Source organism: Pseudomonas sp. PvP089, assembly GCF_017875165.1.
Taxonomy (GTDB): domain Bacteria; phylum Pseudomonadota; class Gammaproteobacteria; order Pseudomonadales; family Pseudomonadaceae; genus Aquipseudomonas; species Aquipseudomonas fortuita.
Genome location: NZ_JAGGME010000001.1, coordinates 2,432,025 through 2,443,785, shown reverse-complemented (window position 1 = coordinate 2,443,785; position 11,761 = coordinate 2,432,025). Strand labels below are relative to the sequence as shown.

General features: G+C 61.4%; 19 protein-coding genes and 1 tRNA gene. 17 read left to right on the top strand and 3 right to left on the bottom strand.

Annotation, left to right across the window (positions count from 1 at the left end; translation table 11 throughout):
* Nucleotides 1–26 precede the first annotated feature (26 nt).
* Entirely contained in the window at nucleotides 27–329 is a 303-nt protein-coding gene (locus J3A71_RS31355; protein WP_096426504.1) for a hypothetical protein, read from the bottom strand.
* Between the two features lie 172 nt (nucleotides 330–501).
* On the opposite strand from J3A71_RS31355, the gene J3A71_RS11130 reads away from it, so the two are divergent.
* The 5 genes from J3A71_RS11130 to J3A71_RS11110 are packed head-to-tail and all read left to right on the top strand — an operon-like array spanning nucleotide 502 to nucleotide 2,291.
* Nucleotides 502–1,161 (top strand): hypothetical protein, encoded by a 660-nt coding sequence (locus J3A71_RS11130; RefSeq protein WP_096426505.1) that lies wholly within the window; start codon nucleotides 502–504, stop codon nucleotides 1,159–1,161.
* Nucleotides 1,158–1,424: a hypothetical protein gene (locus J3A71_RS11125; protein ID WP_096426506.1), complete on the top strand. Its 267-nt coding sequence runs from the start codon at nucleotides 1,158–1,160 to the stop codon at nucleotides 1,422–1,424. The genes J3A71_RS11130 and J3A71_RS11125 overlap by 4 nt, the downstream gene beginning before the upstream one ends.
* Nucleotides 1,421–1,720: a hypothetical protein gene (locus tag J3A71_RS11120; protein ID WP_096426507.1), complete on the top strand. Its 300-nt coding sequence runs from the start codon at nucleotides 1,421–1,423 to the stop codon at nucleotides 1,718–1,720. Before J3A71_RS11125 ends, J3A71_RS11120 begins: the two co-directional genes overlap by 4 nt.
* Entirely contained in the window at nucleotides 1,717–2,100 is a 384-nt protein-coding gene (locus tag J3A71_RS11115; protein WP_096426508.1) for a DUF2591 domain-containing protein, read from the top strand. Before J3A71_RS11120 ends, J3A71_RS11115 begins: the two co-directional genes overlap by 4 nt.
* Entirely contained in the window at nucleotides 2,097–2,291 is a 195-nt protein-coding gene (locus J3A71_RS11110; protein ID WP_096426509.1) for a hypothetical protein, read from the top strand. Before J3A71_RS11115 ends, J3A71_RS11110 begins: the two co-directional genes overlap by 4 nt.
* 16 nt (nucleotides 2,292–2,307) lie before the next feature.
* Here J3A71_RS11110 and J3A71_RS11105 read toward each other — a convergent pair whose 3' ends face one another.
* Entirely contained in the window at nucleotides 2,308–2,493 is a 186-nt protein-coding gene (locus J3A71_RS11105; protein WP_096426510.1) for a hypothetical protein, read from the bottom strand.
* 72 nt (nucleotides 2,494–2,565) lie between these two features.
* Here J3A71_RS11105 and J3A71_RS11100 point away from each other — a divergent pair, with 72 nt between their 5' ends.
* Genes J3A71_RS11100 through J3A71_RS11085 form a run of 4 tightly spaced genes read left to right on the top strand, consistent with a single transcriptional unit; the run spans nucleotide 2,566 to nucleotide 5,384 of the window.
* Nucleotides 2,566–3,486, top strand: coding sequence for a phosphohydrolase (locus tag J3A71_RS11100; protein ID WP_231995276.1), 921 nt, complete (start codon nucleotides 2,566–2,568; stop codon nucleotides 3,484–3,486).
* 53 nt (nucleotides 3,487–3,539) lie between these two features.
* Nucleotides 3,540–4,037 (top strand): hypothetical protein, encoded by a 498-nt coding sequence (locus J3A71_RS11095; RefSeq protein ID WP_096426511.1) that lies wholly within the window; start codon nucleotides 3,540–3,542, stop codon nucleotides 4,035–4,037.
* 38 nt (nucleotides 4,038–4,075) lie between these two features.
* On the top strand, nucleotides 4,076–4,321 hold the full coding sequence (locus tag J3A71_RS11090) for a DUF4224 domain-containing protein (protein ID WP_085614919.1): 246 nt from the start codon (nucleotides 4,076–4,078) through the stop codon (nucleotides 4,319–4,321).
* A 1-nt stretch (nucleotide 4,322) separates the two neighbouring features.
* Nucleotides 4,323–5,384, top strand: a complete 1,062-nt coding sequence (locus J3A71_RS11085) for a tyrosine-type recombinase/integrase (RefSeq protein ID WP_209952849.1) — start codon at nucleotides 4,323–4,325, stop codon at nucleotides 5,382–5,384.
* A gap of 110 nt (nucleotides 5,385–5,494) precedes the next feature.
* On the opposite strand, the gene J3A71_RS11080 is transcribed toward J3A71_RS11085, so the two are convergent.
* Nucleotides 5,495–5,582: transfer RNA gene (locus J3A71_RS11080), tRNA-Ser, on the bottom strand.
* Between the two features lie 134 nt (nucleotides 5,583–5,716).
* Between J3A71_RS11080 and J3A71_RS11075 the strand changes: the two genes are divergently transcribed.
* The 8 genes from J3A71_RS11075 to J3A71_RS11040 all read left to right on the top strand — a co-directional run bounded on the left by J3A71_RS11075 (nucleotide 5,717) and on the right by J3A71_RS11040 (nucleotide 11,713).
* Nucleotides 5,717–6,388 carry a Bax inhibitor-1/YccA family protein gene (locus J3A71_RS11075; RefSeq protein ID WP_003251184.1) on the top strand — a complete coding sequence of 224 codons (672 nt, stop codon included), beginning with the start codon at nucleotides 5,717–5,719 and terminating at the stop codon, nucleotides 6,386–6,388.
* 321 nt (nucleotides 6,389–6,709) lie between these two features.
* Complete coding sequence (locus tag J3A71_RS11070; RefSeq protein WP_023047266.1) at nucleotides 6,710–8,089, top strand: uracil-xanthine permease family protein; 1,380 nt, start codon at nucleotides 6,710–6,712, stop codon at nucleotides 8,087–8,089.
* A gap of 175 nt (nucleotides 8,090–8,264) precedes the next feature.
* Nucleotides 8,265–8,657 carry a sulfurtransferase complex subunit TusD gene (gene tusD, locus J3A71_RS11065; protein ID WP_016488109.1) on the top strand — a complete coding sequence of 131 codons (393 nt, stop codon included), beginning with the start codon at nucleotides 8,265–8,267 and terminating at the stop codon, nucleotides 8,655–8,657.
* A 1-nt stretch (nucleotide 8,658) separates the two neighbouring features.
* The gene (gene tusC, locus J3A71_RS11060; RefSeq protein WP_096426520.1) at nucleotides 8,659–9,018 is read left to right on the top strand and encodes a sulfurtransferase complex subunit TusC; all 360 of its coding nucleotides are present in this window, start codon (nucleotides 8,659–8,661) and stop codon (nucleotides 9,016–9,018) included.
* Nucleotides 9,018–9,314 (top strand): sulfurtransferase complex subunit TusB, encoded by a 297-nt coding sequence (gene tusB / locus J3A71_RS11055; protein WP_016488111.1) that lies wholly within the window; start codon nucleotides 9,018–9,020, stop codon nucleotides 9,312–9,314. The genes tusC and tusB overlap by 1 nt, the downstream gene beginning before the upstream one ends.
* Complete coding sequence (locus J3A71_RS11050; RefSeq protein WP_016488112.1) at nucleotides 9,311–9,646, top strand: TusE/DsrC/DsvC family sulfur relay protein; 336 nt, start codon at nucleotides 9,311–9,313, stop codon at nucleotides 9,644–9,646. The genes tusB and J3A71_RS11050 overlap by 4 nt, the downstream gene beginning before the upstream one ends.
* Before the next feature lie 11 nt (nucleotides 9,647–9,657).
* On the top strand, nucleotides 9,658–10,659 hold the full coding sequence (locus J3A71_RS11045) for a glycosyl transferase family protein (protein WP_024717418.1): 1,002 nt from the start codon (nucleotides 9,658–9,660) through the stop codon (nucleotides 10,657–10,659).
* Nucleotides 10,660–10,753: 94 nt separating this feature from the next.
* Complete coding sequence (locus tag J3A71_RS11040; RefSeq protein WP_096426521.1) at nucleotides 10,754–11,713, top strand: glutathione S-transferase family protein; 960 nt, start codon at nucleotides 10,754–10,756, stop codon at nucleotides 11,711–11,713.
* Nucleotides 11,714–11,761: the final 48 nt, after the last annotated feature.

Here is an 11,761-nt window from a genome sequence, read left to right as displayed (position 1 = left end):
CCACCCAGCTGTAACCCCTCGCCCCTCTATTTCGAGCAGGCCGAAAGCTTATTCGTTGCAGCCAGGCCCTCGGTGGCGATTCGACGAGCACGCCCCACGCCCCACGCTAATGCCCTGGTCATCGACTCGCCTGGACGAGAGTCGAACGCCTCTTCGTGGAGGGGAGCTCCACCCGCCGCATAAACGCCGAGGAACATCTGCGTGTTGCCCGTGCGCGACAGTCGCACTTGGACATCTATGAACGTTCCATCGTCGAGTGTTTCGTCATGAGTCCTATGGTGAAGCGTCGGGTCAGCCCAAGACCAAAAAACATCACCGCGAATTCTCATGCCGTCCTCCTCCGACGTTAGTTGTATGCATCAATCCACCATAGCCAAACCAAAGCGGTTCGCAACCGCATCTGCCTGATTCGTGATCTGAATCAGACTATTGGCCATCACCATTCTTGCTAACCCCTCTCCCCTCTATTCACTGCCGCGATATGGCGGCCAAGGCGAAGCTATGTCTCAAGCAAAGGAACGACCGATCCTGTTCAGCGGCTCGATGGTCAGCGCCATCTTGGACGGCCGGAAGACGGTCACCCGCCGGCCAATCAAACCAAGCATGCGAGGCTTCGACGTCTCGTTCGAGCTTCACCAGCAGGAGGACGGTTCTTGGCGACCCATGCACACGTTCGACGAGAGCTGCATGGATGATCAGGGTACGGAGCATCCGGTGATCTGCCCCTACGGCAAGCCTGGCGACCGCCTGTGGGTGCGCGAGACCTGGTACTGCGATCATTTCGAAGTGATGCGCGGCCCCTATCTCAAGCCGGCTGATCTGGACGTTACCGAGGCTCGCAGCGACGGGACGCTGGTCTACGCCGCTGATGGGCTAACACCGTTCGAAGCCGATCAGCCCGCTTGGAAACCCAGCATCCATATGCCCCGCTGGGCCAGCCGCATCTTGCTGGAAGTCACCGACGTGGGCGTCGAGCAGCTGCAGGCCATTTCCATCGGCCAGATCTGCAAGGAAGGCCTGGCGCGCTCGATTTACGAGTTCATCCCTGTGACGACGGCCTTTGACGCTTTCGCCGAGGTGTGGGACTCGATCAACGGGCCTGGAGCATGGGAGGCAAATCCATGGGTCTGGGCTGTCGAGTTTAAGCAGGTGCAGTCATGACCCGCCTCGCACTCTGCCTCCTCCTGCTGGCCGCCGGCGCCAGCGCTGACCCATTGCCGCATGGGGTTCGCGTGTTCCATGACGACGAGCGCGGAGCGACCTGTTGGCTCTATGGTTTCAGCTCGCCAGGCGGCATCAGCTGCATCCCCGACAGCCAGCTGCAGGCCGGCAACGAGCGCCAGCTCTCCCCGCACGAAACACAACCCGAACCTACACCCGCACTGGCGCCTGGGCGCTGGATTGATGAGAGGTATCAGCTGTGAGCGAAAAGATGCGTGAGCAGTTCGAGGCGTGGCACCTTGACCGCTACTGCGGCGGTGTCAAGCGCCTGAGGAAGTGCGTGAATGCCGAAGACGTTTACTACTACAGCGAAACCCAAACCCGATGGGTGTCATGGCAAGCCTCCCGCGAAGCCGTGGTCATCAAAATGCCAGACATGAAGAGCGAGCAGTACTGGGAGCAATTCGAGGATGTGGAGGGTGAGTCGTTCATCTTCCCGAAATACCTCGGGCACCTCACTGCTGCGATCAACGCCCTAGGCCTGAAGGTGGCGCCATGACCGACCTGATCGAAGTGAAGACGGCAGACCTAGCCGGCGAGGCGCTGGGCTGGGCCGTTGGCAAGGCCGAAGGGCTGAACCTTGAACTGGTCCCGCCGCAGTACGGCAACCCCTGGCGGGTGTTTGCACGGTATCAGGGCCAGGCCCTCGAGCACACCAAACGCTACAACCCGTGGGAAGACTGGGCGCCGGGCGGGCTGCTGATCCAGAAGTATCGCGTCGGCTTCGGCCTCTATTCGGATTCGTTCTTTGCCGTCACTGGGCTGGATGAGATGCCGGGGGATGCTGACGGATCGACTCACCTTATCGCCGCATGCCGCGCCGTCGTGACCGCCAAGCTCGGCGATACCGTCCAGGTGCCGAAGGAGCTGATGCCGTGATCCCGCGCAAAGGCTTGCTCCGGCGCAAGATCGAGGCAGGCCTGATTCGACTGGCCGCTGCCATCCTGATGGGCCGCAACGTGCCCCGCTCGGCAGTCGTGTCACGTCGCGACAACAACGATATGTGGTACATGGCCGAAAAGCTTGAGTCCATCGCCGATCGCATAGCCAGCGGTTATCCAAACGCCTAACCCCCTCCCATACAACTCAAACCCGTCCACGGGTCGTCCAGAAGTGCGTCGCGGCTAGCAACACCCCAGGTATAGCCATGCCCAGGCCGCTGTAGATGAATGCAGGCTGGTCTGACAGCAGCCCGCCCATAACGAACCCGATGCCCGTGGGTATGAGCGTGACCGCTACGTAGCCAAACGGCTTCCTGGCTTCCTTTGCCATTTCAATGCTCCTTGTTTTGGGGGCACTATTTAAACATGCGTGCCCGCCGCTGTGCGCGGGCGAGGAACCTCTATGTCTGAACGCAAAACGATGTGCATCTACCATGGCAACTGCGCTGACGGCTTCGGCGGCGCCTGGGTCGTCCGCAAGGCCTTAGGCGAGCAGGTTGAGTTCGTTGCCGGCGTGCACGGTCAGGAGCCACCTGATGTCACCGACAAAGACGTGATCATCGTCGACTTCAGTTACAAGTACGAAGTCATGGCCAGGCTGAGTTGGAAGGCTCACAGCATCATAATCCTCGATCATCACAAGTCGGCGGCCGAGGACCTTGGCAAGTTCCCGCCCTTCCATGCCGGCGTTCGGCTCGATGGCCGGCACGCCGACGGCACGGTCGCGCTGGGCTGGGAAAGCGCGCACATCTTCATGAGTTCGCAGAATTCCCCGGCTATCGCCTGCTGCTTCGACATGAACCGCAGCGGCGCCATGCTTGCCTGGGACCACTTCTTCCCCGGGCAAGAACCTCCCATGCTGCTGCGCCACATCGAGGACCGAGACCTGTGGCTGTTCCAGCTGGACGGCACCCGCGAGATTCAGGACAATCTCTTCAGCTACCCCTATGACTTCGAAGTCTGGGACACGCTCATGGCGACTGATGTGCAGACCCTCCGCTCGGACGGCGCCGCGATTGAGCGAAAGCACCAGAAGGACGTTGCCGAACTGGTGGCCGTGACCAAGCGCCGCCTGGTCATCGGAGGTCACGATGTGCCGGTGGCCAGCCTGCCGTACACGCTCACCAGCGATGCGGGTCACCTCATGGCCCAGGGCGAACCTTTCGCCGCCTGCTACTGGGACACCCCTGATGGCCGCGTATTCAGCCTGCGCACCACCGACGAGGGCATGGATGCGTCGGAGATCGCCAAGCAGTACGGCGGCGGTGGCCACCGCAACGCTTCCGGCTTCCGCGTGCCGTTCGGCCACGAACTGACCAAATAATTCTCTTCTTCCACTCAAGGCCGGCGGCAATGGCTGCCGGTCGAGGATCACCTATGTCCGCAATAAACCGTTTCCACGAAGTAGCCAACGATGCCCTGGTTCAGATCAGCGACCATCTGGTGCCAGGAGCCAAGCTCACCTTGGCGATCTACGTACCAGGCGAACCTGAGCAAGACATCGTCCTGATGGGCCCTGGTGTTGCTGCTGATGAGGTCGTGAACACCCTGCGCCGGCGTGCCGCCCTGAGCCTTGATGGCGACAACGCCTATAAGCGCGGGGTATGCGATGTAGCCGTAGGGGCAATGGCGGCCGGGAAACAGAACAATAACCAGCCGCCCGGAGGGCACTGGGGCCAGCGGTTCTGGGATATCGGCCGGGCCGAGGGCGCACTGCAGGAAGAACTGATTCAGGCACTCCGCCTCGCCTGCAAAGAGCTGGACGCCTGCCAGCGGGTGATCCACTACGCCGGCGGATTCGACCCGGCCTACGTCAACAATGCCCAGGCGGCGCTCACGGTAGCCGACGCGGTCCTCGACAAGATTCCCGCCTGACACCAACCTGCCGCCACCGGCGGCGTGGAGACCATCCCATGGAAACCGAGATTCTTTCGGACGAAGAGCTGGCCGACTTGACCGGCTACAAAGCCAGGGGCTGGCAGCGCCGCTGGCTCAACGAACGCGGCTGGCACTTTGTCGAGAGCCGCGGCGGCCGCCCCCTGGTAGGCCGCCAATACGCCCGCATGAAGCTAGGCGTAACCCTTGAGGTGGTGCCACTGGCACCACCACCCCCGCCTCCCGTACCAGCGTGGACGCCAGATTTTTCGAAGGTGAGGTGATATGCGCCCCCGGAGCACAGAGAACAGGGATTTGCCGCCGGGCGTGTACCGGCGCAAGCGCACCAGTAAAAGCAAGAAGAACCCCGACAAGGCGTGGATCAGCTACTACTACCGCGACAAGGACGGAAAGGAAATCCCCCTGGGCACAGACCTGAGCCTGGCCAGAATGAAATGGGCAGAGCTGGAAGCCCGTGAAAAACCGCGTGACTTGCTTCTGATGGGGGCGATCTTTGATCGCTATGAGCGAGACATTATCCCCAAGAAGGGCGAGCGCACGCAGAAAGACAACCTGGCGGAGCTCCGCCAGTTGCGGCCGTTCTTTGAGAAGGCCCCGATTGAAGCAATTTCGCCAGCGCTTGTAGCTCAGTATCGAGACGCCCGGTCGGCGCCGGTACGCGCAAACAGGGAAATCGCCCTGCTCTCCCACTTTTACAACATGGCGCGGGAATGGGGCCTGACGATGAAAGAGAACCCCTGTCAGGGTGTTCGCAAGAACAAGGAGGCTCCACGGGACTTCTATGCGAACGATGCGATCTGGAGCGCGGTTTACGCGAAAGCAGTGGGTGAGCTAAAGGATGCCATGGACCTGGCGTATTTGACCGGCCAGCGTCCGGCGGACGTGCTGGTGATGAGGAGGGATGACATCGAGGATAAAGCCCTCGGCGTAAAACAGAAGAAGACCCACAAGAAGCTGAGGATCATGCTTGAGGTGGACGGGGTTGAAAACGGCTTGGGTGCGTTGATCAGGAAAATGTTGGCGCGGAACGCGCCGCATGGATCGCCATACCTGCTTCTGACCGAGTCAGGAAAACGCGTAACCGCCGCCATGCTCCGACATCGCTGGGACGATGCCCGGGAGGAAGCAGTGAAGGAAGCAGTAGCCGCTGGCGACCAGGTTCTGGCTGGCCGTATCAGCCAGTTCCAATTCCGAGACATCCGCCCCAAAGCAGCGTCCGAAATCGTCGATGTCGACCACGCCAGCCTGCTGCTGGGCCACACTAAGGGCGACATTACCGAGCGGGTTTATCGCCGAGTTGGAGCCTTGGCGAAACCCACCAAGTAGGAAAGTATCGGAAGCGCTTCCGATATAAACCATTCCCAAGGGTGTTCCCATGGGTAGTTTTTCTATGCCCCAGAAACGCAAAAAGCCCTGAATAATCAGGGCTTTAAATATGGCGGAAGCGTAGAGATTCGAACTCTAGGATAGTTGCCCATCGACGGTTTTCAAGACCGTTGCCTTAAACCACTCGGCCACGCTTCCAGCTCGTTTTGCGGCCGCCATAATACCGTAATGAAACACGCTGTCAAACTCTCTGTGTCGCGGGTTGCAGGAGCTCTGTTAGACTCCTAGCATCTGAACGTCTGAAACCACAGGTTTTACCAAGGAGTGTCGCCATGCGCGAACAGGATTACGCCGTCCACCACGGCCAGCAGGTCGAGCAGCAGGAGATCAGCAAGGTCCTGCGCAACACGTACAGCCTGCTGGCGCTTACCCTCGCCTTCAGCGGTGTCATGGCATTCGTTGCCCAGCAGATGCGCGTCGGCTACCCGAACGTGTTCGTGGTGCTGATCGGCTTCTACGGGCTGTTCTTCCTGACCAACAAGCTGCGTGATTCGGCCTGGGGCCTGGTGTCTACCTTCGCCCTCACCGGTTTCATGGGCTTCATCCTCGGCCCTATCCTGAACCGTTACCTGGGCATGGCCGGTGGCGCTGAAGTGGTGAGCTCTGCGTTTGCCATGACTGCGCTGGTGTTTGGTGGTCTGTCGGCCTATGTGCTGATCACCCGCAAAGACATGAGCTTCCTCAGCGGTTTCATCACCGCAGGCTTCTTCGTGTTGCTGGGTGCTGTCGTTGCCAGCTTCTTCTTCCAGATCAGCGGCCTGCAACTGGCGATCAGCGCTGGCTTCGTGCTGTTCTCGTCGGTCTGCATCCTGTTCCAGACCAGCGCGATCATTCATGGCGGCGAGCGTAACTACATCATGGCGACCATCAGCCTGTATGTGTCGATCTACAACCTGTTTGTCAGCCTGCTGCAGCTGTTTGGCATCATGGGTCGTGATGACTGATTGATTGCTGTGTGAGAAAGCCTGCTTCGGCGGGCTTTTTTGTGGGTTTTCGAAAGGGGACTGGGGGCCGGGGTGTACGTCGATAGAGGTTCAGCGCCTGATAAATCGAGCGCCGCGCGGGCGGCGCTCGATTTCTGCCCCTCCCTATAACTCAGGGAGGACACCTGCCCCTCAAAACCCTGCCAACCGCAATTGCTGACTAAAAAGTCAGATAATCAGGCAGATGCTCGCCGATCATGCAGACATCGTGCTTTTCTCTACCGCAATCGCTCATCACCCCGTAGAATGCGCTCCTTTTTTCTTCCGGGGCGGCTTTCAGCAATGAGCTCACACGAACACAGCCCAGGCGCAGCGGCGCCTGCCAATGAACTGGTGCTTGGCCTGGAGGACAAGCCACGGCTGCTGATCGGCCTGCTGGCTGCCCTGCAGCACCTGCTGGCGATCATCGTGCCGATCGTCACCCCTGGCCTGCTGATCTGCCAGGCGCTGGGCGTTTCTGCGCGTGATACCAACCTGATCGTTTCCATGTCGCTGGTTATCTCGGGTATCGCCACCTTCGTCCAGTGCAAGCGCTTTGGCCCGTTCGGCGCCGGGCTGCTGATCGTGCAGGGCACCAGCTTCAACTTCGTTGGCCCACTGATTGCGGGCGGCGCGCTGATGGTCAAGCAAGGCACGCCGGTAGAAGGTGTGATGGCAGCCATCTTCGGCGTGGTGATTGCGGGCTCGTTCGTGGAAATGGGCGTGTCGCGCATCCTGCCGTTCGTCAAACGCCTGATCACCCCGCTGGTGACCGGTATCGTGGTGCTGATGATCGGCCTGACCTTGATCAAGGTCGGCCTGATCAGCATGGGCGGTGGCTTTGGCGCCATGGCCAACGGCACCTTTGCCAATGGCGATAACCTGCTGCTGTCGGGCGTGGTGCTGGCGATCATCGTGATCCTCAACCGCGTACCCGTAGTGTGGATGCGCAGTTGCGCCATCGTCATCGCCCTGGCGGTCGGTTACGCGCTGGCCGGCTACATGGGCCGCCTGGACTTCACCGGCATGCATGAAGCCGCGCTGTTCCAGGTGCCGACCCCGCTGCACTTTGGCCTGGGCTTCTCGTGGGCGCTGTTCATTCCGATGCTGGTGATTTACCTGGTGACTTCGCTGGAAGCCATCGGTGACGTTACCGCCACCAGCAAGGTGTCGCGCCAGCCGGTCGAAGGGCCGGTGTGGATGCAGCGGATCAAAGGTGGCGTGCTGGTCAACGGTGCCAACTCGCTGCTGGCCGGTGTGTTCAACACCTTCCCCAGCTCGATCTTTGCCCAGAACAACGGGGTGATTCAGCTGACCGGTATTGCCAGCCGCCACATCGGCATGTGGATTGCCGTGATGCTGGTGCTGCTGGGGCTGTTCCCAAGCGTTGCCGGGGTGATCCAGGCGGTGCCGGAGCCGGTGCTGGGTGGTGCGGCCATGGTGATGTTCGGGGCGGTTGCGGCTTCGGGTATCAACATTCTGGCCAGCACCCGGCTGGACCGTCGTGCACTGCTGATCATTGCCGTGTCGTTGGCGCTGGGCCTGGGCGTGGCGCAGGTGCCGGAGTTCCTGGCGCATATGCCGGCGGCGATTCGCAATGTGCTGGAGTCGGGTGTGGCTACCGGGGGGATCTGTGCGCTGGTGCTGAACTGGTTCTTGCCGGAGAGCAAGGAGCAGGGTTGAGTCTTGTGTCCTTCTGACAGGGCCATGGGGCTGCTTTGCAGCCCATCGCGACACAAGGCCGCTCCTACAGGGGTCGCGTAGGGCACACGGATACATAGAAAGCCCGCGCCGCTTGCACAAGCGGGCGCGGGCTTTTTTGCTTTATCATGGCAGCATTCCTTTGCATGAGTTATCCATGAAATTCGCTATCGCGGTGTTCTCCCCGGCCCATGCGCCCTCCTCGCGGCGTGCCTTGCGCTACGCCGAGGCGGTACTGGCCGGCGGGCATGAGATTGCCCGGCTGTTCTTTTATCAGGACGGGGTGCACAGTGCCTCGGCCAACGTGGTCGCGCCCCAGGACGAACTGGACGTGGCAGGCCAATGGCGTACCTTTATCCAGACCCACCAGCTGGACGCGGTGGTGTGTATCGCCGCGGCCCTGCGCCGTGGCGTGCTCGACGAGGCTGAAGCCAACCGTTACCAGCGCCCGGCCGTGAACCTGCCCAAACCGTGGGAACTGTCGGGGCTTGGCCAGCTGCATGAAGCGGCGCAGGTTGCCGACCGCCTTGTCTGCTTCGGAGGCGACTGAAATGGCCAAATCCTTGTTGATCATCAGCCGTCAGGCCCCGTGGAACGGCCCATCAGCCCGCGAAGCACTGGACATTGCCCTGGCCGGCGGCGCGTTCGACCTGCCGCTGGGCATGCTGTTCCTGGACGACGGCGTGTTCCAGCTCGCCCCGGCGCAGCAACCTACCGCTGTGCAACAGAAGAACCTGGCCGCCAACCTGCAGGCACTGCCAATGTTCGGTGTCGAAGAACTGTTTGCCTGCAGCCACAGCCTCAACCGCCGCGGCCTGACAGCCGATGCCCTGGCACTGCCGGTGCAAGTGCTCGACGACGCGGCACTGGCCGCGCTGATCGCCCGTTTCGACCAGGTGGTAACGCTCTGATGACAACCCTGCATGTAATTGCCCACTCCCCGTTTGGCGACGAGCGCCTGGCCAGCTGCCTGCGCCTGCTCGGCACCGACGACGCGTTGCTGCTGTGCGGCGATGCGGTGTATGCCCTGCGCAGCGGCAGCGAGCCGCATCGCCAACTGCAAGCTGCCGGCCTGGCCCGGCGCCTGTTCGCCCTGGATGAGGATGTGCAAGCTCGCGCGGTCGGCAACGACTTGGCCAAAGCCGTGGACTACGCCGGGTTCGTCGAACTGTCGCTGCTTTACGACAAGGTCAACAGCTGGCTATGAGTACGCTCAACGTTGGCGATCAGGCGATCGCCCTGGACAAGGACGGCTTTCTGGTCGACCTGCAAGACTGGTCCCGCGCCGCCGCCGAGGCTTTAGCCGAGCGCGAGGGTATCCCGTTGACGGCGGACCATTGGGAAATCCTCGAACTGCTGCGCCAGTTCTACCAGGAATACCAGCTGTCCCCGGCCACGCGCCCACTGATCAAGTACACGGCCCTGAAGCTGGGCCCGGAAAAGGGCAACAGCCCGCACCTGAACCGCCTGTTCAATGGCACCCCCGCCAAACTTGCCGCCAAGCTGGCGGGCCTGCCCAAGCCGACCAACTGCATATGACCCAGCCCCTCTTGAAAGAAGTTCGCCCGCTCACGCTTGAAACCCCTGCCGAGCACCCGTTCGCCGAATTCGTGCGCATTCTCGGCAAAGGCAAGCGCGGCGCGCGCGGCCTGACCCGTGAAGAGGCCCGCGCGGCCATGACCCTGCTGCTGGAAGGCAAGGTCGAGGACACCCAGCTGGGCGCCTTCCTCATGCTGCTGCGCCACAAGGAAGAAAGCGCCGAAGAGCTGGCCGGCTTCACCGAGGCCCTGCGCGCCCACCTGCAGGCGCCGAGCATTGCGGTGGACCTGGACTGGCCCACTTACGCCGGCAAGAAGCGCCACCTGCCCTGGTACCTGCTGGCGGCCAAGTGCCTGGCCGGCAATGGCGTGCGCATCCTGATGCACGGCGGTGGCGCGCATACCGCCGGGCGGATGTATACAGAGCAACTGCTCGACCTGTTGCAGATCCCGCTGTGCCGCGACTGGGCTGCTGTGGGCAATACACTGGACCAGCATCACCTGGCGTTTTTCCCGCTGCACGACTGGGCGCCGCAGTTGCAGCGCATGATCGACCTGCGCAACACCTTGGGCCTGCGCTCGCCCATCCACTCACTGGCCCGGGTGCTCAACCCGCTGGGCGCACGCTGTGGCCTGCAAAGCATCTTCCACCCGGGTTACCAGGCCGTGCACCGTGAGGCCAGCCGCCTGCTGGGCGACCATGCCGTGGTGATCAAGGGCGATGGCGGTGAGATCGAAGTCAACCCCGATGTCATCAGCCACCTCTACGGGACGACGGCGGGCGAAGCATGGGACGAAGAATGGCCAGCGCTGAGCGAGCGCCGCCATGTCAAACCGGCCAGCCTGCAGGCCGAGCACTTGCGGGCGTTCTGGCGCGGTGAAGTGGAAGACAGTTATGGCGAAAAAGCCCTGATCGCAACCATGGCCCTGGCCCTGCGTGGCCTGGGACAGAACCGCGAGCAGGCATTTGCGACAGCCCAAGGCTATTGGAATACGCGAGATAGATCGATTTAACCGATAATAGCACCCGGATCTTTGCGCTATTTGTTCGAACGATTTGGCCTAGACTGGGCTCCAACGACAAATCACTTTGTTTCAGGAGCTCATCATGGGCCTTTTGATCGACGGCCGCTGGCACGACCAGTGGTATGAAAACGGCAAGGACGGCACGTTCAAACGCGAAAATGCCCAACGCCGCAATCAACTGCCGGCTCCCGAAGCCGGCCGGTACCACCTGTACGTCTCGCTGGCCTGCCCATGGGCCCACCGCACCCTGATCTTGCGCGCCCTCAAAGGCCTTGAGCCATTGATCGATGTGTCGGTGGTCAGCTGGCTGATGCAAGACCATGGCTGGACCTTTGACCAGCAGCAAGGCTCCAGCGGTGACCACCTCGATGGCCTGCAGTACCTGCACCAGCGCTATACCCAGGATGACCCACACTACACCGGCCGCGTGACTGTGCCGGTACTGTGGGACAAGAAAGAGAAACGCATCGTCAACAATGAATCGTCGGAGATCATCCGCATCTTCAACAGCGCGTTCAACGAATTGACCGGCAATACCCTGGACCTCTACCCCGAGGCACTGCGCCCGACCATCGAAGCACTGAACGAGCGCATCTACCCAGCGGTGAACAACGGCGTATACCGCGCAGGCTTTGCCACCACGCAGGACGCCTACGAGGCTGCGTTCGACGACGTGTTCAACGAGCTGGATTCTCTGGAGGACGTGCTGAGCCGCAACCGTTACCTGGCCGGTGAGTACCTGACCGAGGCCGATGTACGCCTGTTTACCACGCTGGTGCGCTTCGACGCGGTGTACCACGGGCACTTCAAGTGCAACCTGCGCCGCCTCAGCGACTACCACAACCTGTCAAACTGGCTGCGTGAGCTGTACCAGTGGCCAGGGGTGGCGGGCACGGTGGATATGGAGCATATCCAGAAGCACTATTACATGAGCCACAAGACCATCAACCCGACCGGGATCGTGCCTAAAGGGCCTTTGCAGGGCTTTGGCTTGCCGCATGATCGGGAGAAGTTGGTAGGGAAAGGGATCTGGCAGGCTTGAGATAGCCGGGGCTGCTTTGCAGCCCATTCGCAGCACAAGGCTGCTCCT

Excerpts from the sequence above, each read along its gene's own strand:
- J3A71_RS11105 (WP_096426510.1), bottom strand. The coding sequence starts at position 2,493 with ATGGCAAAGGAAGCCAGGAAGCCGTTTGGCTACGTAGCGGTCACGCTC.
- tusB (WP_016488111.1), top strand. The coding sequence starts at position 9,018 with ATGACAACCCTGCATGTAATTGCCCACTCCCCGTTTGGCGACGAGCGC.
- J3A71_RS11070 (WP_023047266.1), top strand. The coding sequence starts at position 6,710 with ATGAGCTCACACGAACACAGCCCAGGCGCAGCGGCGCCTGCCAATGAA.
- J3A71_RS11115 (WP_096426508.1), top strand. The coding sequence starts at position 1,717 with ATGACCGACCTGATCGAAGTGAAGACGGCAGACCTAGCCGGCGAGGCG.
- J3A71_RS31355 (WP_096426504.1), bottom strand. The coding sequence starts at position 329 with ATGAGAATTCGCGGTGATGTTTTTTGGTCTTGGGCTGACCCGACGCTT.
- tusC (WP_096426520.1), top strand. The coding sequence starts at position 8,659 with ATGGCCAAATCCTTGTTGATCATCAGCCGTCAGGCCCCGTGGAACGGC.
- J3A71_RS11130 (WP_096426505.1), top strand. The coding sequence starts at position 502 with ATGTCTCAAGCAAAGGAACGACCGATCCTGTTCAGCGGCTCGATGGTC.
- J3A71_RS11100 (WP_231995276.1), top strand. The coding sequence starts at position 2,566 with ATGTCTGAACGCAAAACGATGTGCATCTACCATGGCAACTGCGCTGAC.
- tusD (WP_016488109.1), top strand. The coding sequence starts at position 8,265 with ATGAAATTCGCTATCGCGGTGTTCTCCCCGGCCCATGCGCCCTCCTCG.
- J3A71_RS11095 (WP_096426511.1), top strand. The coding sequence starts at position 3,540 with ATGTCCGCAATAAACCGTTTCCACGAAGTAGCCAACGATGCCCTGGTT.
- J3A71_RS11040 (WP_096426521.1), top strand. The coding sequence starts at position 10,754 with ATGGGCCTTTTGATCGACGGCCGCTGGCACGACCAGTGGTATGAAAAC.
- J3A71_RS11125 (WP_096426506.1), top strand. The coding sequence starts at position 1,158 with ATGACCCGCCTCGCACTCTGCCTCCTCCTGCTGGCCGCCGGCGCCAGC.
- J3A71_RS11075 (WP_003251184.1), top strand. The coding sequence starts at position 5,717 with ATGCGCGAACAGGATTACGCCGTCCACCACGGCCAGCAGGTCGAGCAG.
- J3A71_RS11050 (WP_016488112.1), top strand. The coding sequence starts at position 9,311 with ATGAGTACGCTCAACGTTGGCGATCAGGCGATCGCCCTGGACAAGGAC.
- J3A71_RS11090 (WP_085614919.1), top strand. The coding sequence starts at position 4,076 with ATGGAAACCGAGATTCTTTCGGACGAAGAGCTGGCCGACTTGACCGGC.
- J3A71_RS11085 (WP_209952849.1), top strand. The coding sequence starts at position 4,323 with ATGCGCCCCCGGAGCACAGAGAACAGGGATTTGCCGCCGGGCGTGTAC.